Annotated in this window: 21 protein-coding genes; 12 read left to right on the forward strand and 9 right to left on the reverse strand. The window is 64.8% G+C overall.

The features are described 5' to 3' along the window. Together F3J20_RS27460 and F3J20_RS27465 are read left to right on the forward strand one after the other, a co-directional pair. The coding region (locus F3J20_RS27460) for an electron transfer flavoprotein subunit alpha/FixB family protein (protein ID WP_167285387.1) at positions 1 to 704 on the forward strand (704 nt) is incomplete at its 5' end. Between the two features lie 98 nt (positions 705 to 802). Continuing rightward, positions 803 to 2,605 carry an acyl-CoA dehydrogenase gene (locus F3J20_RS27465; protein ID WP_167050240.1) on the forward strand — a complete coding sequence of 601 codons (1,803 nt, stop codon included), beginning with the start codon at positions 803 to 805 and terminating at the stop codon, positions 2,603 to 2,605. A 218-nt stretch (positions 2,606 to 2,823) separates the two neighbouring features. Here F3J20_RS27465 and F3J20_RS27470 read toward each other — a convergent pair whose 3' ends face one another. Further along, positions 2,824 to 4,110, reverse strand: a complete 1,287-nt coding sequence (locus F3J20_RS27470; protein ID WP_167285389.1) for a D-amino acid dehydrogenase — start codon at positions 4,108 to 4,110, stop codon at positions 2,824 to 2,826. Between the two features lie 192 nt (positions 4,111 to 4,302). Here F3J20_RS27470 and F3J20_RS27475 point away from each other — a divergent pair, with 192 nt between their 5' ends. Continuing rightward, positions 4,303 to 4,791, forward strand: coding sequence for an Lrp/AsnC ligand binding domain-containing protein (locus F3J20_RS27475; protein ID WP_167050244.1), 489 nt, complete (start codon positions 4,303 to 4,305; stop codon positions 4,789 to 4,791). Positions 4,792 to 4,797: 6 nt separating this feature from the next. Here F3J20_RS27475 and F3J20_RS27480 read toward each other — a convergent pair whose 3' ends face one another. Continuing rightward, positions 4,798 to 5,001: a hypothetical protein gene (locus F3J20_RS27480; RefSeq protein ID WP_167285391.1), complete on the reverse strand. Its 204-nt coding sequence runs from the start codon at positions 4,999 to 5,001 to the stop codon at positions 4,798 to 4,800. Between F3J20_RS27480 and F3J20_RS27485 the strand changes: the two genes are divergently transcribed. Then, a complete protein-coding gene (locus F3J20_RS27485) occupies positions 4,976 to 6,121 on the forward strand; it encodes a PA0069 family radical SAM protein (protein WP_167285392.1) in 1,146 nt (381 codons plus the stop codon). The genes F3J20_RS27480 and F3J20_RS27485 overlap by 26 nt on opposite strands. 29 nt (positions 6,122 to 6,150) lie before the next feature. Here F3J20_RS27485 and F3J20_RS27490 read toward each other — a convergent pair whose 3' ends face one another. Both F3J20_RS27490 and F3J20_RS27495 read right to left on the reverse strand, forming a co-directional pair. After that, positions 6,151 to 6,618: a TM2 domain-containing protein gene (locus F3J20_RS27490; RefSeq protein ID WP_167050248.1), complete on the reverse strand. Its 468-nt coding sequence runs from the start codon at positions 6,616 to 6,618 to the stop codon at positions 6,151 to 6,153. A 292-nt stretch (positions 6,619 to 6,910) separates the two neighbouring features. Next, positions 6,911 to 8,020, reverse strand: a complete 1,110-nt coding sequence (locus F3J20_RS27495) for a PQQ-dependent sugar dehydrogenase (RefSeq protein ID WP_240162933.1) — start codon at positions 8,018 to 8,020, stop codon at positions 6,911 to 6,913. Positions 8,021 to 8,266: 246 nt separating this feature from the next. Between F3J20_RS27495 and rpsP the strand changes: the two genes are divergently transcribed. The 6 genes from rpsP to F3J20_RS27525 all read left to right on the forward strand — a co-directional run bounded on the left by rpsP (position 8,267) and on the right by F3J20_RS27525 (position 12,644). Beyond that, positions 8,267 to 8,521, forward strand: a complete 255-nt coding sequence (rpsP, locus tag F3J20_RS27500) for a 30S ribosomal protein S16 (RefSeq protein ID WP_013090118.1) — start codon at positions 8,267 to 8,269, stop codon at positions 8,519 to 8,521. Between the two features lie 134 nt (positions 8,522 to 8,655). Next, positions 8,656 to 9,354, forward strand: a complete 699-nt coding sequence (rimM, locus tag F3J20_RS27505) for a ribosome maturation factor RimM (protein WP_167285395.1) — start codon at positions 8,656 to 8,658, stop codon at positions 9,352 to 9,354. 13 nt (positions 9,355 to 9,367) lie between these two features. After that, positions 9,368 to 10,147, forward strand: a complete 780-nt coding sequence (gene trmD / locus F3J20_RS27510) for a tRNA (guanosine(37)-N1)-methyltransferase TrmD (protein ID WP_205299387.1) — start codon at positions 9,368 to 9,370, stop codon at positions 10,145 to 10,147. 165 nt (positions 10,148 to 10,312) lie between these two features. Further along, a complete protein-coding gene (gene rplS, locus F3J20_RS27515) occupies positions 10,313 to 10,699 on the forward strand; it encodes a 50S ribosomal protein L19 (protein ID WP_167050256.1) in 387 nt (128 codons plus the stop codon). An 89-nt stretch (positions 10,700 to 10,788) separates the two neighbouring features. Next, positions 10,789 to 11,577, forward strand: a complete 789-nt coding sequence (locus tag F3J20_RS27520; protein WP_167285399.1) for a CoA pyrophosphatase — start codon at positions 10,789 to 10,791, stop codon at positions 11,575 to 11,577. Positions 11,578 to 11,705: 128 nt separating this feature from the next. After that, positions 11,706 to 12,644: a CobD/CbiB family protein gene (locus tag F3J20_RS27525; protein WP_167050260.1), complete on the forward strand. Its 939-nt coding sequence runs from the start codon at positions 11,706 to 11,708 to the stop codon at positions 12,642 to 12,644. 122 nt (positions 12,645 to 12,766) lie between these two features. Here F3J20_RS27525 and F3J20_RS27530 read toward each other — a convergent pair whose 3' ends face one another. The 3 genes from F3J20_RS27530 to F3J20_RS27540 are packed head-to-tail and all read right to left on the reverse strand — an operon-like array spanning position 12,767 to position 15,361. Further along, a complete protein-coding gene (locus F3J20_RS27530; protein ID WP_167050262.1) occupies positions 12,767 to 13,087 on the reverse strand; it encodes a DUF2007 domain-containing protein in 321 nt (106 codons plus the stop codon). A gap of 1 nt (position 13,088) precedes the next feature. Beyond that, entirely contained in the window at positions 13,089 to 14,105 is a 1,017-nt protein-coding gene (gene rsgA, locus F3J20_RS27535) for a ribosome small subunit-dependent GTPase A (protein WP_167285405.1), read from the reverse strand. After that, a complete protein-coding gene (locus F3J20_RS27540) occupies positions 14,102 to 15,361 on the reverse strand; it encodes a M48 family metallopeptidase (protein WP_167050268.1) in 1,260 nt (419 codons plus the stop codon). Before F3J20_RS27540 ends, rsgA begins: the two co-directional genes overlap by 4 nt. Positions 15,362 to 15,612: 251 nt before the next feature. On the opposite strand from F3J20_RS27540, the gene orn reads away from it, so the two are divergent. Beyond that, entirely contained in the window at positions 15,613 to 16,230 is a 618-nt protein-coding gene (gene orn / locus F3J20_RS27545) for an oligoribonuclease (RefSeq protein WP_167050270.1), read from the forward strand. A gap of 50 nt (positions 16,231 to 16,280) precedes the next feature. Here orn and mog read toward each other — a convergent pair whose 3' ends face one another. Both mog and yjgA read right to left on the reverse strand, forming a co-directional pair. Next, positions 16,281 to 16,925 (reverse strand): molybdopterin adenylyltransferase, encoded by a 645-nt coding sequence (mog, locus tag F3J20_RS27550; RefSeq protein ID WP_167285407.1) that lies wholly within the window; start codon positions 16,923 to 16,925, stop codon positions 16,281 to 16,283. After that, on the reverse strand, positions 16,906 to 17,544 hold the full coding sequence (gene yjgA, locus F3J20_RS27555) for a ribosome biogenesis factor YjgA (protein WP_167285409.1): 639 nt from the start codon (positions 17,542 to 17,544) through the stop codon (positions 16,906 to 16,908). The genes mog and yjgA overlap by 20 nt, the downstream gene beginning before the upstream one ends. 295 nt (positions 17,545 to 17,839) lie before the next feature. On the opposite strand from yjgA, the gene pmbA reads away from it, so the two are divergent. After that, a complete protein-coding gene (gene pmbA, locus F3J20_RS27560; RefSeq protein WP_167285410.1) occupies positions 17,840 to 19,210 on the forward strand; it encodes a metalloprotease PmbA in 1,371 nt (456 codons plus the stop codon). Positions 19,211 to 19,245: the final 35 nt, after the last annotated feature.

The following is a 19,245-nucleotide window of genomic DNA, read 5'->3' on the forward strand; positions in this document are numbered from 1 at the left end:
TGAACATCGCGAAGAACTACTCGCACATCCTCGTGCCGGCGACCGCTTCGGGCAAGAACATCGCGCCGCGTATCGCGGCGAAGCTCGACGTCGCGCAGATCAGCGACATCACGGCGGTGGACTCGCCGGACACGTTCGAGCGTCCGATCTACGCGGGCAACGCGATCGCCACCGTGCAATCGGCTGACCCGATCAAGGTCATCACGGTCCGCACGACGGGCTTCGATGCAGTGGCAGCCGAAGGCGGCAGCGCGGCGGTCGAGAAGATCGAGGCTGCAGCCGACGCGGGCATCTCGCAGTTCGTGAGCCGTGAAGTGACGAAGCTGGACCGTCCGGAACTGACGAGCGCGAAGATCATCGTGTCGGGCGGCCGGGGTCTGGGCAGCGGCGAGAACTACACGAAGGTTCTGGAGCCGCTGGCCGACAAGCTCGGCGCGGCGCTGGGCGCCTCGCGCGCGGCGGTCGACGCGGGCTACGTGCCGAACGACTATCAGGTGGGTCAGACCGGCAAGATCGTCGCGCCGCAGCTGTACGTCGCGGTCGGCATCTCGGGGGCGATCCAGCATCTGGCGGGCATGAAGGACTCGAAGGTGATCGTCGCGATCAACAAGGACGAGGAAGCGCCGATTTTCAGCGTCGCCGATTACGGTCTGGTCGGCGATCTGTTCACGCTCGTGCCGGAACTCGTGAACGAACTCGGCTAAGCGCCGCGGCGCCTGAAAAAGGCTGCCGACAGCAAGCGAAGGGCGCAGGACCGATCAAGTCCCGCGCCCTTTTTTCATATCAAGGGAGGAGAACCGACATGAGCTATACGGCGCCCATCAAGGACATGCTGTTCGTGATGAAAGAACTGGCCGGACTCGAAGACATCGCGACGCTGCCTGGCTTCGAGGACGCGAACCTCGACACGGCCCAGGCCGTGCTCGACGAATCGGCGAAACTGTGCGGCGAAGTGCTCGCGCCGCTGAACGTCGAGGGCGATCGCAATCCGAGCAGCTGGAAGGACGGCGTCGTTACCGCGACGCCGGGTTTCAGGGACGCGTTCCGCCAGTTCGCCGAGGGCGGCTGGCAGGGCGTACAGCATCCGCTCGACTATGAAGGGCAGGGATTGCCGAAGCTGATCGCGACGCCGTGCGTCGAGATGCTGAACGCGTCGAACCTGTCGTTCGCGCTGTGTCCCCTGCTGACCGACGGCGCGATCGAAGCGCTGCTGACGGCCGGCAGCGAAGCGCAGAAGCAGACCTTCGTGCCGAAGCTGATCTCGGGCGAATGGACCGGCACGATGAACCTGACCGAGCCGCAGGCCGGCTCCGATCTCGCGCTCGTGCGCACGCGCGCCGAGCCGCAGGCCGACGGTTCGTTCAGGCTGTTCGGCACGAAGATTTTCATCACGTGGGGCGAGCACGACATGGCGCAGAACATCGCGCATCTGGTGCTCGCGCGCACGCCGAACGCGCCCGAAGGCGTGAAGGGCATTTCGCTCTTCCTCGTGCCGAAGTTTCTCGTCAACGAGGACGGTTCGCTCGGCGCGCGCAACGACGTGCATTGCGTGTCGATCGAGCACAAGCTCGGCATCAAGGCGAGCCCCACCGCGGTGCTGCAGTTCGGCGATCACGGCGGCGCGATCGGCGAGTTGATCGGCGAGGAGAATCGCGGCCTCGAATACATGTTCATCATGATGAATGCCGCGCGTTTCGCGGTCGGCATGCAGGGCGTCGCGATCTCGGACCGCGCGTACCAGAAGGCCGTCGCGTATGCGAAGGAGCGCGTGCAGAGCCGTCCCGTGGATGGTTCGGCGAAGCAGTCGGTCGCGATCATCCAGCACCCGGACGTGCGCCGCATGCTGTCGACGATGCGTGGCCTCACCGAGGCATCGCGCGCGCTCGCGTATGTCGCGGCGTCGCACTGCGATCTCGCGCATCGTCATCCGGACGAAGCGACGCGCGCGCAGCATCAGGCGATCTACGAATACCTCGTGCCGATCGTGAAGGGCTGGAGCACGGAACTGTCGGTCGATGTGACGAGCCTCGGCGTGCAGGTGCATGGCGGTATGGGCTTCATCGAGGAAACGGGCGCCGCGCAGTACTACCGCGACGCACGCATTCTGCCGATCTACGAAGGCACGACCGCGATCCAGGCGAATGATCTGATCGGCCGCAAGACGCTGCGCGACGGCGGCAAGGTTGCGAAGGAACTGCTTGCGGGCATTGCCGGAACGGTTGAGGCGCTGGGCGCGCAGCAAGATGCACAACAGGGGCAGGCGTTTGCGTCGATGAAGACGCAGCTTGCGCAGGGGCAGCGGGCGATGAACGCGGTCGTCGATTTCGTTCTCGCGAATGCGAAGGGCGATCCGAATGCGGTGTTCGCGGGCAGCGTGCCGTATCTGAAGCTCGCGGGCATCGTGCTCGGCGGCTGGCAGATGGCGCGGGCGATGCTCGCGGCGTCGGCGCGGCGCGCCGACGATCCCGCGTTCCATGACGCGAAGATCGCGACCGCGCGGTTCTACGCGGAGCATGTGCTGCCGCAGGCGGCGGCGCTCGAAGTGGCGATCGTCAATGCGAAGGGCGGCGAGGGCGTGCTGGCGTTGTCGGAGGATCAGTTCTGAGCGCGGATGGGTGACGCGATCGTGGCTGGATGATCGGCGGACGTTCTCTGGATGTTCATGCTGTTCATGCCGGCTGCAATGCAAACGGCGCCTCGTGAGGCGCCGTTTGTTTTTGCGATTTGGGTTTTGCTGTTCGCACTCAGCGATGCTTGCTACGTCCGTATCAACGCATCGGCATGCCGTTCGATGCCGAGGTCAACGTTGCTTGCGCCGCTCGATCACGCATAAGCCGGCCGATGCTCGCCCGCCGTCTCACCCAGATAGCGATGCACCGACAGATCGTCGGCGCGGATGGCCGGCTGCTTGCCCGACATCAGATCGGCCAGCAACTGGCCCGAGCCGCACGACATTGTCCAGCCGAGCGTGCCATGCCCCGTGTTCAGGAACAGGTTCGGCACCGGCGTGCGGCCGACGATCGGCGTGCCGTCCGGCGTCATCGGCCGCAGACCGGTCCAGAAGGTCGCCTTCGACGTATCGCCGCCGCCCGGGAACAGGTCGTTCACGCACAGTTCGAGCGTTTCGCGGCGCGCCTGGCGCAGCGATTTGTCGAAGCCGACGATCTCGGCCATGCCGCCGACGCGAATCCGGTCGTCGAAGCGCGTGATCGCGATCTTGTAGGTCTCGTCGAGCACCGTCGACACCGGCGCGGCCGCCGCATCGACGATCGGCGCGGTGATCGAGTAACCCTTCAGCGGATAGACCGGAATCTTCACGATGCCGTCGAGGAAGCGCGTCGAGTACGAGCCGAGCGCGACCACGAACGAATCCGCACGCACCAGTTCGCCGCCGCATTGCACGCCGGCGATGCGGCCGCCCGCCATCGCGAGCGCGTCGATCGGCGTGTTGTAGCGGAACTTGACGCCGAGTTCTTCGGCGAGCGCGGCCAGGCGCGTCGTGAACATCTGGCAGTCGCCGGTTTCGTCGCCGGGCAGACGCAGGCCGCCCGTGAGCTTGTGCGATACCGCGGCAAGCGCCGGTTCGGCCTGTGCGAGTTCGGCCGCCGACAGCAGTTCGTACGGCACATTGGCGTCCTGCAGCACGGCGATGTCTTTCGCGGCGCCGTCGAACTGCTGCTGCGTGCGGAACACCTGCAGCGTGCCGCCGGTGCGGCCTTCGTAGCGGATACCGGTGTCGGCGCGCAGCGCCTGTAGACAATCGCGGCTGTATTCGGCGAGGCGCACCATGCGGCTCTTGTTCACCGCGTAGCGCGACGCCGTGCAGTTTTGCAGCATCTGCCACATCCATTGCAGCTGGAACGCCGTGCCGTCGAGACGGATCGCGAGCGGCGCATGCTTCTGGAACATCCACTTGACGGCCTTCAGCGGCACGCCCGGCGCAGCCCACGGCGACGCATAGCCCGGCGAGATCTGGCCTGCGTTGGCGAAACTGGTTTCGAGCGCCGGGCCGGCCTCGCGGTCGATGACGGTCACCTCGTGACCCGCGCGCGCAAGATAGTACGCACTCGTCACGCCGACCACGCCACTGCCCAAAACGACGACTCGCATAGCTGCTCCAGATATTTCAGAAAGGTGAGTAGGGCGGTGGCGTTCGCCGGCGGTGTCGAGTTGGCTCGATTCACGTTCGACTCGTCAGTGCTAACCCGAGGTGTAACGCGGTTTGCCCAGTGTTAACCGCTATACTATTAACAGCTCGTCAGGTTTTGTTATCGTATTTTCATCATTTTCAGAAAAAACATCATGCGTACACAGCGCCAGCCTGTGCGGGCCCTCGACAAGCTCGATCACAAGATCCTGCGGCTCCTGCAGCAGGACGGCCGGATGGCGATGAAGGACCTCGCGGAGCAGGTCGGGCTGTCGGTGACGCCGTGCATCGAGCGCGTCAAGCGCATGGAGCGCGACGGCGTGATCATGGGCTACCACGCGCGCGTGAACCCCGCCGAGCTGGGCGCGGCGCTGCTCGTGTTCGTCGAGATCACGCTCGACCACAAGAGCGGCAACATGTTCGACCAGTTCCGGCGCGAGGTGCAGAAGATCCCCGAGGTACTCGAGTGCCATCTCGTCTCGGGCGACTTCGATTATCTGATCAAGGCGCGCATTGGCGAGATGGCCGACTACCGTAAGCTGCTCGGCGACATCCTGCTGCAGCTGCCGGGCGCGGTGCAGTCGAAGAGCTATGTGGTGATGGAGGAGATCAAGGAGACGCTGACGATCGCGGTGGGCGAGTAGCGGCTCCTAGGCGGCACAAGAGGGAATAAAGGCGCAAGGGCGCGCGGCGGCGGCTTCAGCGCCCAGTTCGCGGGCGTGGAAACAACGCTCGACAAACGGCGTAAACACTGTATATTTATACAGGTATTTTGCGCCGTTTTTTTTGTTTGGACGTGCGTTTGTGTAGCTCTTGCCGTGGCTTGCCGTGACCGATCCCGACACCTCTTCCATTCCCGAATTTCCGATTGCGCCGCCTGCGCCTCGCAAGGGGCGTGGAGCGGTGACGAACCTGCAAGGCCGCTACGAAGTCGACCAGCGCGAAGCGGTCGACGACGGCTGGCTGCCGGGCGCCACGGAAGACGGCGAGCCGAGGGCGCTGCGCACGCAGGTGTTCGAGGAGCGCGCCAGGACCATCCTCACGCGCAATGCGTCGCCGGATATTCCGTTCGGCGTGTCGTTGAATCCGTATCGCGGCTGCGAGCATGGCTGCATCTATTGCTTTGCGCGGCCGACGCACAGTTATCTGGGACTGTCGCCGGGGCTCGACTTCGAAAGCCGTATCTACGCGAAGATCAATGCGCCGGAATTGCTCGAACGCGAGCTGTCGAAGAAGTCCTATGTGCCGGAGCCGATCGCGCTCGGCGTGGCCACCGACGCATGGCAGCCGGCCGAACGCGACTTGCGCCTGACGCGCCGTGTGATTGAAGTGCTCAGCGAACGCAGCCAGCCGTTCGCGGCGATCACCAAGTCGTCGCTGATCGAGCGCGACATTGACCTGCTCGCGCCGATGGCCGCGCGCGGGCAATTCATGGCGGCGATCACGATCACCACGCTCGATGCCGACATCGCGCGCACGCTCGAACCGCGCGCGGCCACGCCGTCGCGCCGTCTGCGCGCTATCCGTACGCTGAGCGAGGCCGGCATTCCGGTGGGCGTCAGCATTGCGCCGGTCATCCCGTTCGTCACCGAACCGGATATGGAGCGCGTGCTCGAAGCGTGCACGCAAGCCGGTGCCAGCAACGCGAGCTATATCGTGCTGCGTTTGCCGTGGGAGGTCGCGCCGCTCTTCAAGGACTGGCTGAGCGCGCATTTTCCCGACCGGGCCGAGCGGGTCATGAGCCGCGTGCGCGACATGCGCGGCGGCAAGGACTACGACTCGTCGTTTTCGACGCGCATGAAAGGAGAGGGTTTATGGGCGGACATGCTCAAGCAGCGTTTTCACCAGACCGTGCGCCGTTTGGGGCTGAACGGGCGCGACCGGGGCATTCTCGACATGTCGCACTTCCGGCGGGGCGAGCCATCGCGTGAGCGGGAAGCGTCACGCGACAATCCGCAATTGAGGCTGTTTTAGCGCGGTGCCTGGAACCCGCCCGCTGGCCGTTACTGCGAGAGTGCCTTGGCCGCTTCCACCTGACTCTCGAAGTAGGTCTGGAATGAGACGGCGAGGCCGGTCATCAGCAGGAACGCGCCGATCAGCAGCGAAAAGATGACGATGAAAATGACCGTCCAGCCGGAGCGGCTTTTGCGTTGGGTGTGGGCGTTGAACTGCGCGTCCCATTTCTGATCCGGACGCAGCCCGTAGACGAGCGCGGCAAGAAACGCGGCGAAAAGCGAAATGGCGCCGATGGTCGCGAGCACCCAGCCGAGTATCGACGCGCGCTCGGTGGCGATCAGCAACATCACGCCGGGAATGCCGATCAGCGTGCCGATCAGATGCGCCCAGCCGTAAATGTCCCGGGTGCCGTACAGATAGAAGCGATGGGCGCCGAGGCTGCCGAAAAGGAACGCGAGCGCGGCGGTAATGGTCTTGGATCTGAAGCGCGGGGAAGTCGAGGCAGCGGTGGACATGGACGCGTGGGCAGAATGACGGGCGGTCGAAAGGAGCGACAGGAGCGGCGCGCCGCATGGCGCGGACCGACGCGCATTCTACGCCTGCCGCGCGCGGGAGGTCACATTGCGACTAGGCGCGGGGCTGAAGGCGGGTAGGGAGCAGGCCGTGAGGGCTGAACGTTTGTGTAAGGGTGTTTGCGGCAACGCAGACGTCTCGTGCGGACGGATTTTCTTCGGCGCGGCCCGCAGGTTTGGCGGGTGCTGCAGAGGGGCTGCCCTCGGGGTTGTCGGGCAAGCCTGCGAACGATCGCTAAGGCGCCGAATACGTCACGCGATAGATCGCGCCGGCGTAATCGTCGCTGATCAGCAGCGAGCCGTCGGGCAGCGGCAGCACGTCGGCGGGACGGCCCCAGACGGTTTCGCCCGGTTGTAGCCAGCCTTCGGCAAAGACTTCCTGGCGCGCGTTGCCGCCGTCCGGATCGGCGATCACGTGCACGACGCGGTAGCCGGACTTCTTGCTGCGATTCCAGGAGCCGTGTTCGGCGATGAAAATGTTGTTGCGGTAGTCGGCCGGAAACATCGCGCCGTCGTAAAAACGCATGCCGAGCGCGGCTACGTGCGCGCCGAGCTTGGCGACGGGCGGTGTGAACTCGCTGCACGCGTGGTCCTTACCGAATTCGGGGTCGGGCGTGTCGCCGCCGTGACAGTAGGGAAAGCCGAAATTCATCCCGAGCCGCGGCGCGCGGCTCAGCTTATCGCTCGGGATGTCGTCGCCGAGCAGGTCGCGGCCGTTGTCGGTGAACCACAGTTCGTGCGTGACGGGGTGCCACGCGAAGCCGACCGAATTGCGTATGCCGCGCGCCACGACTTCATAGTGGTTGCCGTCGGGGTCCATGCGGCCGATCAGGGCGAACCGGTTCGGGTCCCTGTCGCAGATGTTGCACGGCGCGCCTTGCGGCACGTAGAGCTTGCCGTCCGGGCCGAACGCGATGAATTTCCAGCCGTGATGCGTCTCCGTGGGCAGCTTGTCGGTAATGATGACGGGCTTTGGCGGATCGCCGAGATGGGAGTCGATCGCATCGAAGCGCACGATCTTCGACACGGCGGATACATACAGCGCGCCGTCGTGCCATGCGATGCCAGCCGGCATCTGCAGGCCGGAAGCGATGATGTGGCGGCCCGTCACGCGGCCGTTGCGCAGTTCGAGCGCGTAGACGTGCCCGTCGAGGCTGCCGACATAAAGAATGCCCTTCGGCGAGAGCGTCATTGCGCGTGCGCTCGGCACTTCATCCGACAATACTTCGATGTGAAAGCCCTGCGGCAGTCTGATTTTCTCGATGGGCAGCGAGGCCGCCGCTGTCAGTGTCTGTGTGGCGAGCACGGCTGTGGCTGCGAGGCGCGGAATCCGGCTGCGCACCATGCGGGCAAGCCCCGTCAAGCGTGCCAGAAAGAGAAAAAAAGCGGGCAGAAACGGAGTGGGCTGCGGGCGTTTCACGGGCGATCCTTCAGGTATTTCGGGCATTTGGGCGGGTTCGCGAGCCCGCGATGGGGGGCCGGCGCAGCCGCATTGCTCAGTTTATCCCGGTAAGTGTTTGTTATGGCGTCGGTTTCCCGCTATAATCGCGTGTTTCAGTCGTTCCGCACCCCGGTTTTCAAGGATTCTAATATGGTCATCATCCGCTTGGCTCGTGGCGGCTCCAAGAAGCGCCCGTTCTACAACATCGTCGCTACCGACTCGCGCAGCCGTCGTGACGGCCGCTTCATCGAGCGCGTCGGCTTCTACAACCCGGTCGCTACGAAGGGCGAGTCCCTGCGTATCGCTCAGGACCGCCTCACGTACTGGCAAGGCGTTGGCGCGCAACTGTCGCCGACCGTCGAGCGCCTCGTGAAGGAAGCGCAAAAGGCGCAGCCGGCTGCCTGATATGGCGGTCCGCATGCGTATCGTCGTCGGTTCGGCCGGCGGCTCGCGCAGCTTGCGTGGGCAGTCCGATACGTACATTGTTTTACTGAAGCAGACGGCGAAGTCGTCTTCGAGGCTATCTCCGGGTTTATCTCATGTCTGAGCGTGATTCCGGCAGTTCTGGTCGCGCAAAGGCGTCTGGTCAGGCGTCGTTCGGTGCATTCGTCCGCAAGCGGGCCGAAGACAAGGCGAAAGCCAGTGCGGCAAGTAGCGCTTCCGCAGCCGCTGAAATGCGCGCGGAAACGCTGGCAAGCTGGCCGGCCGATGCGGTCGAAGTCGGCGCAATCGTCGACGCTTACGGCCTCAAAGGCTGGGTCAAGGTGTCCGCCCACGCGGATGCCGGGCGGGGTGGCGACGCCCTGTTGAGCGCCAGACGCTGGTGGCTGCTCAGAGGCGACGAGCGCAGGTCCGCGCCGGCCTTGCAGGCCAGGACTCATAGCGACAGCGTGGTGGCCCATCTGGGCGGCACTGTCGACCGCGACGAGGCATTCGCATTGCGTGGTTTTCGCGTGTACCTCAGCCGCAGCGAATTTCCGGCTCTCGAAGCCGACGAATTCTACTGGGTCGATCTGATCGGACTCACTGTGGTGAACCTCGCCGGGTTTGAACTCGGCAGGGTTGCAGGCATGATCGACAACGGTGCGCAGTCGGTGCTGCGTATCGAATATCCGGCTACCGACAAAAGCGGCAAGCCGGTCGCAGACGAGCGCTTGATCCCGTTCGTCGGCGTCTATGTCAAAACGGTGGACCAGGCCGCGAAGCAGATCGTCGTCGACTGGGAAGCCGATTATTGAAATCTTTCGTTGAATGGAGAGAGCGGTGCAGTTCGATGTCGTGACGCTCTTTCCGGAAATGTTCCGCGCGCTGACCGACTGGGGCATCACCAGCCGGGCCGCGAAGCAGGAGCGCTATGGGTTGCGTACGTGGAATCCACGCGATTTCACGATCGACAACTACCGCACGATCGACGATCGCCCGTACGGCGGCGGCCCCGGCATGGTGATGCTGGCCAAACCGCTCGAAGAGGCGATCGGCGCCGCGAAAGCGGCGCAGGCACAGCAGGGCATCGGCGCGCCGCGCGTCGTGATGATGTCGCCGCAAGGCGCGACGCTCGATCACGAGCGCGTCATGAAGTTCGCGGCCGAACCCGGTCTGATACTGTTGTGCGGGCGCTATGAAGCGATCGATCAGCGTCTGCTCGATCGTGTCGTCGACGAGGAAGTCAGTCTTGGCGACTTCGTGCTGTCGGGCGGCGAGTTGCCCGCGATGGCGTTGATGGATGCGGTCGTGCGTCAGTTGCCCGGCGTGCTCAACGATTCGCAGTCGGCGGTGCAGGACAGCTTCGTCGACGTGCTGCTCGATTGTCCGCACTACACGCGGCCCGAGGAATACGAGGGTGTGCGGGTGCCCGATGTGCTGCTCGGCGGCCATCATGCGGAAATCGAGGCGTGGCGGCGGCGCGAAGCGTTGCGCAACACGCTGAACAAACGGCCCGATCTGATCGTGAAGGCCAGAAAGAATAAAATGCTAAGCCGTGCCGACGAGGCATGGCTCGCAAGTCTCGCGAAGGAAGAGCCGAAGGCCTGAGGCCCCGGTCTTTCGAGCGGGTATAGGCGGTGCCGTTCATGCGTGGGCGGTGCCAGATGTGAACCCATCCTCTATCGGGGCCGTCGTCGAGCGCAGTGGGGCAACCCACGGGAAACCAGCGCAAGGCAGGTACGAACGCCGACAAGATGGATCCAGGAGTCAGTGATGAATCTGATTGCAAAACTCGAGCAGGAAGAAATCGCGCGCGTTCTCGGCGAAAAGACCATTCCCGATTTTGGTCCGGGCGATACGGTCATCGTTAGCGTGAACGTGGTTGAAGGCACGCGTAAGCGTGTGCAGGCTTACGAAGGCGTCGTGATCGCCAAGCGTAACCGTGGTCTGAATTCGTCGTTCATCGTCCGCAAGATTTCGTCGGGCGAAGGCGTCGAGCGTACGTTCCAGACGTACTCGCCGCTGCTGGCAAGCATCGTCGTGAAGCGTCGCGGCGACGTGCGTCGTGCGAAGCTGTACTATCTGCGCGAGCGTTCGGGCAAGTCGGCTCGAATCAAGGAAAAGCTGGTCTCGAAAGACCGCGCTGCTTCCGAAGCGTAAATGCTGTAAGAAAAAGCACCCCTCGCGGGTGCTTTTTTGTTGGCCAGGTCAAAATAGCGGCATCCCCACCTGCTGATCAGAGAGACCCGTTGATCCGCCCTGTCTTCGAGCCCGAAAGCCTGCCTGTCATCGCGACAGGTGCCGATCTGCCGCCGGTGGCCGGCGACCGTCTTACACCCGATGCGCTACGGGCACGCTTCGAGCGCCAGCTTGCCTGGACCCCCGAAAAAATTGCCGACGCGCCTTGGCGCAACACCGGAATCGATCCGCGCGTGGCTGCGGTGCTGGTGCCGCTCGTAGTCCACGAGCACGGCCTGACCGTGCTGCTCACGCAGCGTGCCGACCATCTGAACGATCACGCGGGCCAGGTGAGTTTTCCCGGCGGCCGCCAGGAGCCGTTCGATGCCGATGCTATCGCGACCGCGCTGCGCGAGGCGCACGAGGAAGTCGGTCTCGATTCATCGCGTGTGGAAATTCTCGGTGCGTTGCCCGACTATCTGACAGGCACCGGCTTTTGCGTATCGCCGGTCATCGGTCTCGTGCATCCGCCGTTCACGCTGCAAATGGATACGCTCGAAGTGGCCGAAGTCTTCGAGGTGCCGCTCGCGTTCCTGATGAATCCGGCCAATCACGAAGAACGTCTGTTCCGCTACGAGGGCGGCGAGCGCCGCTTTTTTTCGATGCCGTACCCGCGCAGCGAGCCGGCGGCAATAGCGGAGCACACCGCGCAACCGCCGGGCGAGCACCCCGGCGTTCTCGAAGACACCCGCGCAACGCAAGCCGCAACCGAACACACTGCCGCGCAGGGCGGCGATTATTTCATCTGGGGGGCGACGGCGGCGATGCTGCGCAACCTCTATCGTTTCCTTGCAGCATGAGTTGAACGCGCAGAGTTGCGTGGACGATGCAGTTGTCGGCGGTTTGTCAGCGTCTGCGCTCAGAGGCATTCGACCCTGTGCTATCGTTATAAAACAATCGTAAAAACTCAAAAAGCACGGCGCATCGCATGACTTTTTTCTCCGTATTGCTGGCTCTGATCATTGAACAGGTACGCGCACTGTCGCCGAACAATCCGGTGTCTGCGTTGCTTCAATACCATGCGGAGTCGGCGGCGCACGGATTCGATGCCGGCAAGCAGCGCCACGGTCTGCTCGCATGGCTCGTGGTGGTGGTGCCTTGGACGCTTGCGGTCGCGCTCGTCTACTACGTGCTGTATCACATCCACTTCATGCTCGCGTTCCTGTGGAACGTCGTGGTGCTGTATTTCACGCTCGGTTTCCGCCAGTTCAGCCATTACTTCACCGACATCCATCTCGCGCTGAACAACGACGACGTGCCGCGCGCACGCGAAATTCTCAATGAATGGACCGGGCTCGATACCGTCGACATGCCGGTCAGCGAGATCGTGCGTCATACGCTGATTCACGCGGTGGTCGCCTCGCATCGCCATGTGTTCGGCGTGTTCTTCTGGTTCCTGATTCCGGTCGGTCCGGCGGGCGCGGTGCTGTACCGTTGCGCCGAATATCTCGCGCGCGCATGGGCGCGGCCGGCTGACGACCGCACCGTTGCGTTTTCGAGTTTCGCGCAGCGGGTATTCTTCGTGATCGACTGGGTGCCGGCGCGGCTGACGTCGCTTGGCTTTGCGATCGTCGGCAATTTCGAGGATGCGATTTACGCCTGGCGCAATCACGCGCGGCAATGGCCCGATGCGAACGACGGCGTTCTGCTGGCTGCCGGAAGCGGGGCGCTCGGCGCGCGTTTGAGCGGGCCGCTTGCGGAGCAGTCGAGCCTCGACGCGCTCGCTACCGGCGACGGCGGGCCGATGCAGGTTGGCGACGACTGCACGCCGCGTACGTTGCAATCGGCGGTAGGTCTCGTGTGGCGCGCGGTCGTGCTGTGGATGATTCTGCTGTTGATGCTGACCATCGCGGTATGGCTCGCCTAGCATGACGTCATCATGCAGCGCCAGGCCGCCGTGCCTCGCGCAGCACATGAAAACGCCGGGCAATGCCCGGCGTTTTCAATTCCCGGTCACCTCACCAACCCGGCGATCCACCTGTCTTCACCTCACCCCTGCAACGGATCGCGCGCGGTCCCGCATTGCCAGCACACGGTGAACTGCGCCTCGAGCATCTCCCCGCATTGCTGACACCGCCACCCCGGCGCGCCGGGGGCCGGCCCTTGCGATGCCGCCTCGATCAAACGCCGCGCGATCGCCTCATCGCGCTCATCGACGAGCCATAGCTCCGGCGCGCATTGATCCGCCGGAATCTCGCCGAGCGCGCCGTTCAGATAGCGGTTGTGCAACTCGCACGCAATGCCCGCGGTCTCGAGCACGTTGACCCAATGCTGCCCTGTGATCAGATTCGGCGCGCGCATCAGCTTCATGTCAGCGGACGATCTGGCTGGCCTCGTGCACGAGTTGCGCATACAGCGCATGCCGTTCGCGGCGGATGCGGCCATCGGCGATCGCTTCGAGAATCGCGCAGCCGGGCTCGTGCAGGTGATGGCAGTTGTAAAAGCGGCAATTCGGCAGCAGCGGGCGGAATTCGGGAAACGCGCGTTCGAGCTTGCCTTCGGTCAGATGATGCAGGCCGAACTCCTGGAAGCCCGGCGAATCGATCAGTGCGCCGGCCGGGCCGTTCGTCGCAGGTGAGCTAGCCGCTCCGTCCTTGCCGTCGAGGTCCGGCAACGGATAAAGACGCGTGAAGGTCGTCGTATGCCGGCCGCTGTTCAACGCGGTCGAAATCTCGCGCGTCGCGACTTCGGCGTCCGGAATCAGCAGATTCACGAGCGTCGATTTGCCCATGCCGGACTGGCCGAGCAGCAGCGTCGCGTGTCCGCGCAGATGCTCGGTCAGCACCGCGCGCGCGGTGTCGGGCTGCATCCGGATCGACACTTCGAGGACCGTATAGCCGAGCGCGCGATACGGTTCGAGCCGCTGGCGCGCACCGTCCAGCGCACCGGTCACGTCGATCTTGTTCAGCACGATCAGCGGCTTCAGCTCGTTCGCCTCGGCGGCGACGAGCGCACGGCCGAGCAGGTCTTCGCTGAAATGCGGTTCGGTGGCGAGCACGATCAGCAACTGGTCGAGATTGGCCGCGAACAGCTTCGATTTGTATTGATCGGAGCGATACAGCAGATTGCGCCGCTCGCCGATTTCGACGATCACACCCTGATCCGCCGAAGTCGGCTCGTAGATCACGCGATCGCCGACCGCCACCTCGCTGCGCTTGCCGCGCGGGAAGCATTGCAGCAACGCACCGCCGTCTTCGGGTGCGACGAGATAGTGGCGGCCGTGCGCGGCGACCACGAGGCCGCCCGTGCGGGCGCCGTTCGCGCCATGCTGGCCGGCCGCGGCGGCTTGCGCGCCGCGCGGCGCTTTTTTCGGGGCGCGGCCGCTCATGCGTGCCGCAGCAGTCGGTCGATCCGCTGCGAGGCCGGCGGATGCGAGTAGTAGAACGCGGTGTAAAGCGGATCGGGCGTCAGCGTCGACGCGTTGTCCTCGTACAGCTTGACGAGCGCGTTGACGAGGTCCTGCGCGTCGGTCTGCGTCGCCGCGAACGCATCGGCTTCGAACTCGTGCTTGCGCGAGCTGAGGCTGCCGAGCGGCGTGACGAAGAACATGAACACCGGCAGCGCGAGGAAGAACAGCACGAGTGCCAGACCGCTATTGCCGCCGACGAGCGACGGCCGCACGCCGAGCCCTTCGTAGAACCACACGCACTGCGTGAGCCAGCCGAGCAGCGCGAGCATCGCGAGGCTGATCGCGAAGGTGACGAGCATGCGTTTCGTCACGTGACGGCGCTTGAAGTGGCCGAGTTCGTGCGCGAGCACCGCCTCGATCTCGCGGCCCGACAGGCGCGCGAGCAGCGTGTCGAAGAAGACGATGCGCTTGCTTGCGCCGAAGCCGGTGAAGTACGCATTGCCGTGCGCCGAGCGGCGGCTGCCGTCCATCACGAACAGACCCTTGGCGGCGAAGCCGCAGCGCTTCATCAGCGCCTCGATGCGGCTCACGAGCGCTTCGTCCTTCAGCGGCTCGAACTTGTTGAAGAGCGGCGCGATGAAGGTCGGGAAAATCAGCAGGCCGAACATCTGGAACGCGACCCACACAACCCAGGCCCACAGCCACCAGAGATCGCCGGCGCGGTTCATGAGCCACAGCACGACGAACAGCAGCGGCAGCCCGAATGCGATGCCGAGCAGCGCGCCCTTGATGCGGTCGAGAAAGAACAGGCTTTTGCTCATACGGTTGAAGCCGAAGCGCTGCTCGACGACGAACTGCCGGTAGTAGTCGAACGGCAGGTCGATGGCGCTCGTGATCGCGATCACGACGGCGACGAGCGCGATCTGGCCGGCGTAGCCGCGCCCGAGCCAGTCGGACAGCGCGAGATCGAGCGCCTGCACGCCGCCGAGCAGCGTGAGCCCGATCAGCACGGCCGCACCGACGACGATCTCGATCATCGCGAGGCGCGTGCGCTCGACGGTGTAGTCGGCGGCGCGCTGGTGCGCCGTGAGCGCGACGGTGGTGGCGAACTGGCTCGGTACCTGTTCGCGATGGGCGACGACGAAGCGGATCTGCCGCGACGCGAGCCAGAGTTTGGTGCCGACCATCGCGACGACGGCGACGACGAACAGGGCAGTGAAGTACAGGGTAGGCATCCGGGGATTCCGTGGTATCTATGCGAGAATTATATGTTTCTTCCCGCCTCGCGGCGGGAGCGTGGTTCACGGCAATGGCTCGGGGCGCGGTCCACGGCAGCGATGCCAGGCGGCGCTTCATGGCCGCCATGGCCGCCGCTTAAGCGGCCAGGCCTGCCCCGGCTCGAACCGCGCATCCATTTTGAACGAACACACGCCACGGCGCGCGGGTTTTCAGCGAAGCCCGCCGCCAGGCCATCAGGGTTGCACTCATGACTGACATCCTCGCATCCGCCGAACAGCCGCCGCTCGTGCGCAGCGACATGAATCTCATCTGGCTGGACATGGAAATGACCGGGCTCGAGCCCGACACCGACCGCATCATCGAGATTGCGGTGGTGGTGACGAATTCGACGCTCGACAGGATGGTCGAAGGCCCGGTGCTCGCGATCCATCAGAGCGACGAGACGCTCGCGAAGATGGACGAGTGGAACCAGAACACGCATGGCCGTTCGGGTCTGATCGGCCGCGTGAAGGCGTCGACGGTGAGCGAGGCGGACGCCACGCAGCAGATTCGCGACTTCCTCGCCCAGTACGTGCCGCCCGGCAAGTCGCCGATGTGCGGCAACTCGATCTGTCAGGACCGCCGCTTCATGGCGCGCTGGATGCCGGATCTCGAGCGCTTTTTCCATTACCGCAATCTCGACGTGAGCACGCTCAAGGAACTGTGCCGGCGCTGGCAGCCGGCCATCTACAAGGGCTTCCAGAAGCGCGCGATGCACACGGCGCTTGCCGATATCCACGAGTCGATCGATGAGCTGAAGTACTACCGCGAACATTTCCTCGTGCCGTCGCAGCCGGCGCCGGACGCACCGGCGAGCGCCAAATAAGCCCAAGCCCAAGCCGCGCGGACCAGTCCGCGCTCAACCCGGGATAAACCTCAGTCCTGCTGCGGAGCGCGCAATGCGCTCTTCGGCCGGAACGCCTTGACCACCTCGGCGTTGGTTTCCACGTACGGGCCGCCGATCAGATCGATGCAGTAGGGCACCGCCGCGAAAATCCCCGGCACCTTGACGGCCGCCTCGTCGTCGCGAAGACCTTCGAGCGTTTCCCTGATCGACTTTGGCTGACCCGGCAGGTTGACGATCAGCGCTGCGTGCTCCGCCGTTTCGCGGATCACCGCCACCTGGCGCGACAGGATCGCGGTCGGCACGAAATTCAGGCTGATCTGTCGCATCTGCTCGCCGAAGCCCGGCATCTCCTTCGTCGCGACCGCGAGCGTCGCCTCGGGCGTCACGTCGCGGCGCGACGGGCCCGTGCCGCCCGTGGTCAGCACGAGATCGCAGCCCACTTCGTCGACGAGTTCGATCAGCGTGGCCGAAATGGTCGGCGCGTCGTCCTGAATCAGCCGCGTGACGACCTGCCACGGCGACGCGAGCGCTGCGCCGAGCCATTCCTGCAGCGCCGGAATGCCCTTGTCCTCGTACACGCCGGCCGAGGCGCGATCGCTAATCGACACGAGGCCGATCACGATCTCGTCGGGGTGGTTGCGTGGTGGGCGTTGCTCAGGCGTCGCGGTCGGCATCGTCGTCTTCCGGGGCGAAATCCGTATCGGGTTCGGCATCATGCGCGGTATCGGACGCGTCGTCGGCTTCGTCCGCGCCGGCCGCGGTTTTGATCCACTGGAACAGTTCGCGGAAATAGCGCGGCGGCTTGTTCTGCTGCGCTTCCTTGCGCGCGTTGCGGATCAGCGTGCGGCCCTGCTGCGGATCGGCGCCCGGGTGCTGGCGGATGAACTCGGTCAGCGCGTCGTCGTCGGCGAGCAGTTTCTCGCGGGTGCGCTCGATCCAGTGCAGCTTCGCCGTTTCCGTCTTGTTGATGCCCTTGTAGGTGTCGAGCGCGGTGCGCAGCGCGGCGGTTTCCGTGTCGTGCAGCGAGCGCATCACGCGGCCGACGTACTGGATCTGGCGGCGCTTGCCTTCGTGATCGGTGATGCGGCGCGCTTCGCGCACGGCTTCGTCGAGCTTTTCGGGCATCGGCATGCGCTTGAGCGCATCTTTCGGCAGCGCGACCAGCTCCGCACCCAGGTCCTGCAGCGCTTGCATTTCGCGCTTGACCTGGGACTTGCTCGGGCGGTCGTAGCCGTTTTCGTCGACTTCCGTCACGACGGATTCGATCGGTTGAATGAGGGTTTTGCGTGTCATGGCGATATTGTAACGTGCGGCGCCCGTCCAACTCGCGGCCGTGAGGCTGCGTTCGCTGCCGCGGCGGATTCCGTTTGCCAGGCCGTCGGCGTGATGCCCATTCGCGCACTGCCGCCGCCGCGCGCGAAGCCCTCGCGCCGTGACGCGAATGCCAGGTACGGCGTCGCTTACCTTGCTATGATCGCGGGATGCATTTATCTCGCACGCCTGCGCCGCCACCTGTCTTCTCGCGTGGCATAAGGCGCACGGTGCGCATACCCAGGGCCGCGCGGCCCCGAACAGGACGGCAACCACAATGGCAGCAGACATGGACGTCAAGCAGCGCTTTTTTCCGCATACCCAGGATGAGCTGAAGGAAATCGCCTCGGACATCCTTCGTCACGCGAAGGCGCTCGGCGGCACCGACGCCGCAACGGAAATTTCCGAAGGCGACGGCCTGTCCGTCTCGGTGCGGCGCGGCGAAGTCGAGACGATCGAGCACAACCGCGACAAGATGGTCGGCGTGACGGTGTTCATCGGCAACAAGCGCGGCAACGCCAGTACCTCGGACTTCTCGCCGCAAGCGTTGAAGGACACGGTCGCGGCGGCCTACAACATCGCCCGCTTCACCGCCGAGGACGATTGCGCGGGCCTTGCCGAAGCCGAACTGCTCGAAACCGCGCCGCGCGACCTCGATCTCTATCATCCGTGGAATCTGTCCGCCGACGAGGCGGTCGAGATCGCGCGCCGCGCCGAAGACGCCGCGTTCGCCACCGATCCGCAGATCAGGAATTCGGAAGGCGCGAGCGTGTCGGCGCAGCATTCGCAATTCGTGCTGGCGACCTCGCGCGGCTTCCTCGCCGGCTATCCGTACTCGCGCCACTACATTGCGTGCGCGCCGATCGCGGGCAGCGGCCGCAACATGCAGCGCGACGACTGGTACACGTCGACGCGCTGCGCGTCCGAGCTGGCCGATCCCGAGGCCGTGGGCCGTTACGCGGCGCAGCGCGCGCTCGCGCGCATCGGCGCGCGCGGCCTCGATACGCGCAAGGTGCCGGTGCTGTTCGAAGCGCCGCTCGCCGCCGGTCTGCTCGGTGCGTTCGTGCAGGCGACGAGCGGCGGCGCGCTGTATCGCAAGACCTCGTTTCTGGTCGACAGCCTCGGCAAGCCGGTGTTCGCGCCGCACGTGCAGGTGGTCGAAGACCCGCACGTCGCCCGCGCGATGGGCAGCGCGCCGTTCGACGAGGAAGGCGTGCGTACGCGCCAGCGTTCGGTCGTGAAGGACGGCGTCGTGGAAGGCTATTTCCTGTCCACGTACTCGGCGCGCAAGCTCGGCATGCAGACCACCGGCAACGCGGGCGGCTCGCACAACCTCTCGCTGCTGAGCTCGGACACGCGTCCCGAGGACGACTTCGAAGAGATGCTGCGCAAGCTCGGCACCGGTCTTCTGCTGACCGAGCTGATGGGGCAGGGCGTGAACTACGTGACGGGCGACTATTCGCGCGGCGCGTCGGGCTTCTGGGTCGAGAACGGCAAGATCCAGTATCCGGTCGAGGAGATCACGGTCGCGAGCACGTTGCAGGAGATGTTCCACCACATCGTCGCGATCGGCGCCGATACGATCACGCGCGGCACCAAGCAGACCGGCTCGGTACTGATCGAGCGCATGACGATCGCGGGGCAGTAATTCGGGCAATGAGCGGGGCGCGTGCTCCTCTCGGC

Source organism: Paraburkholderia sp. Cy-641, assembly GCF_011752945.1.
Classification (GTDB): Bacteria; Pseudomonadota; Gammaproteobacteria; order Burkholderiales; family Burkholderiaceae; genus Paraburkholderia.

Excerpts from the sequence above, each read along its gene's own strand:
- F3J20_RS27465 (WP_167050240.1), top strand. The coding sequence starts at position 803 with ATGAGCTATACGGCGCCCATCAAGGACATGCTGTTCGTGATGAAAGAA.
- F3J20_RS27470 (WP_167285389.1), bottom strand. The coding sequence starts at position 4,110 with ATGCGAGTCGTCGTTTTGGGCAGTGGCGTGGTCGGCGTGACGAGTGCG.
- F3J20_RS27475 (WP_167050244.1), top strand. The coding sequence starts at position 4,303 with ATGCGTACACAGCGCCAGCCTGTGCGGGCCCTCGACAAGCTCGATCAC.
- F3J20_RS27480 (WP_167285391.1), bottom strand. The coding sequence starts at position 5,001 with ATGGAAGAGGTGTCGGGATCGGTCACGGCAAGCCACGGCAAGAGCTAC.
- F3J20_RS27490 (WP_167050248.1), bottom strand. The coding sequence starts at position 6,618 with ATGTCCACCGCTGCCTCGACTTCCCCGCGCTTCAGATCCAAGACCATT.
- F3J20_RS27495 (WP_240162933.1), bottom strand. The coding sequence starts at position 8,020 with ATGGTGCGCAGCCGGATTCCGCGCCTCGCAGCCACAGCCGTGCTCGCC.
- rpsP (WP_013090118.1), top strand. The coding sequence starts at position 8,267 with ATGGTCATCATCCGCTTGGCTCGTGGCGGCTCCAAGAAGCGCCCGTTC.
- rimM (WP_167285395.1), top strand. The coding sequence starts at position 8,656 with ATGTCTGAGCGTGATTCCGGCAGTTCTGGTCGCGCAAAGGCGTCTGGT.
- trmD (WP_205299387.1), top strand. The coding sequence starts at position 9,368 with ATGGAGAGAGCGGTGCAGTTCGATGTCGTGACGCTCTTTCCGGAAATG.
- rplS (WP_167050256.1), top strand. The coding sequence starts at position 10,313 with ATGAATCTGATTGCAAAACTCGAGCAGGAAGAAATCGCGCGCGTTCTC.
- F3J20_RS27525 (WP_167050260.1), top strand. The coding sequence starts at position 11,706 with ATGACTTTTTTCTCCGTATTGCTGGCTCTGATCATTGAACAGGTACGC.
- F3J20_RS27530 (WP_167050262.1), bottom strand. The coding sequence starts at position 13,087 with ATGAAGCTGATGCGCGCGCCGAATCTGATCACAGGGCAGCATTGGGTC.
- rsgA (WP_167285405.1), bottom strand. The coding sequence starts at position 14,105 with ATGAGCGGCCGCGCCCCGAAAAAAGCGCCGCGCGGCGCGCAAGCCGCC.
- F3J20_RS27540 (WP_167050268.1), bottom strand. The coding sequence starts at position 15,361 with ATGCCTACCCTGTACTTCACTGCCCTGTTCGTCGTCGCCGTCGTCGCG.
- orn (WP_167050270.1), top strand. The coding sequence starts at position 15,613 with ATGACTGACATCCTCGCATCCGCCGAACAGCCGCCGCTCGTGCGCAGC.
- mog (WP_167285407.1), bottom strand. The coding sequence starts at position 16,925 with ATGCCGACCGCGACGCCTGAGCAACGCCCACCACGCAACCACCCCGAC.
- yjgA (WP_167285409.1), bottom strand. The coding sequence starts at position 17,544 with ATGACACGCAAAACCCTCATTCAACCGATCGAATCCGTCGTGACGGAA.
- pmbA (WP_167285410.1), top strand. The coding sequence starts at position 17,840 with ATGGCAGCAGACATGGACGTCAAGCAGCGCTTTTTTCCGCATACCCAG.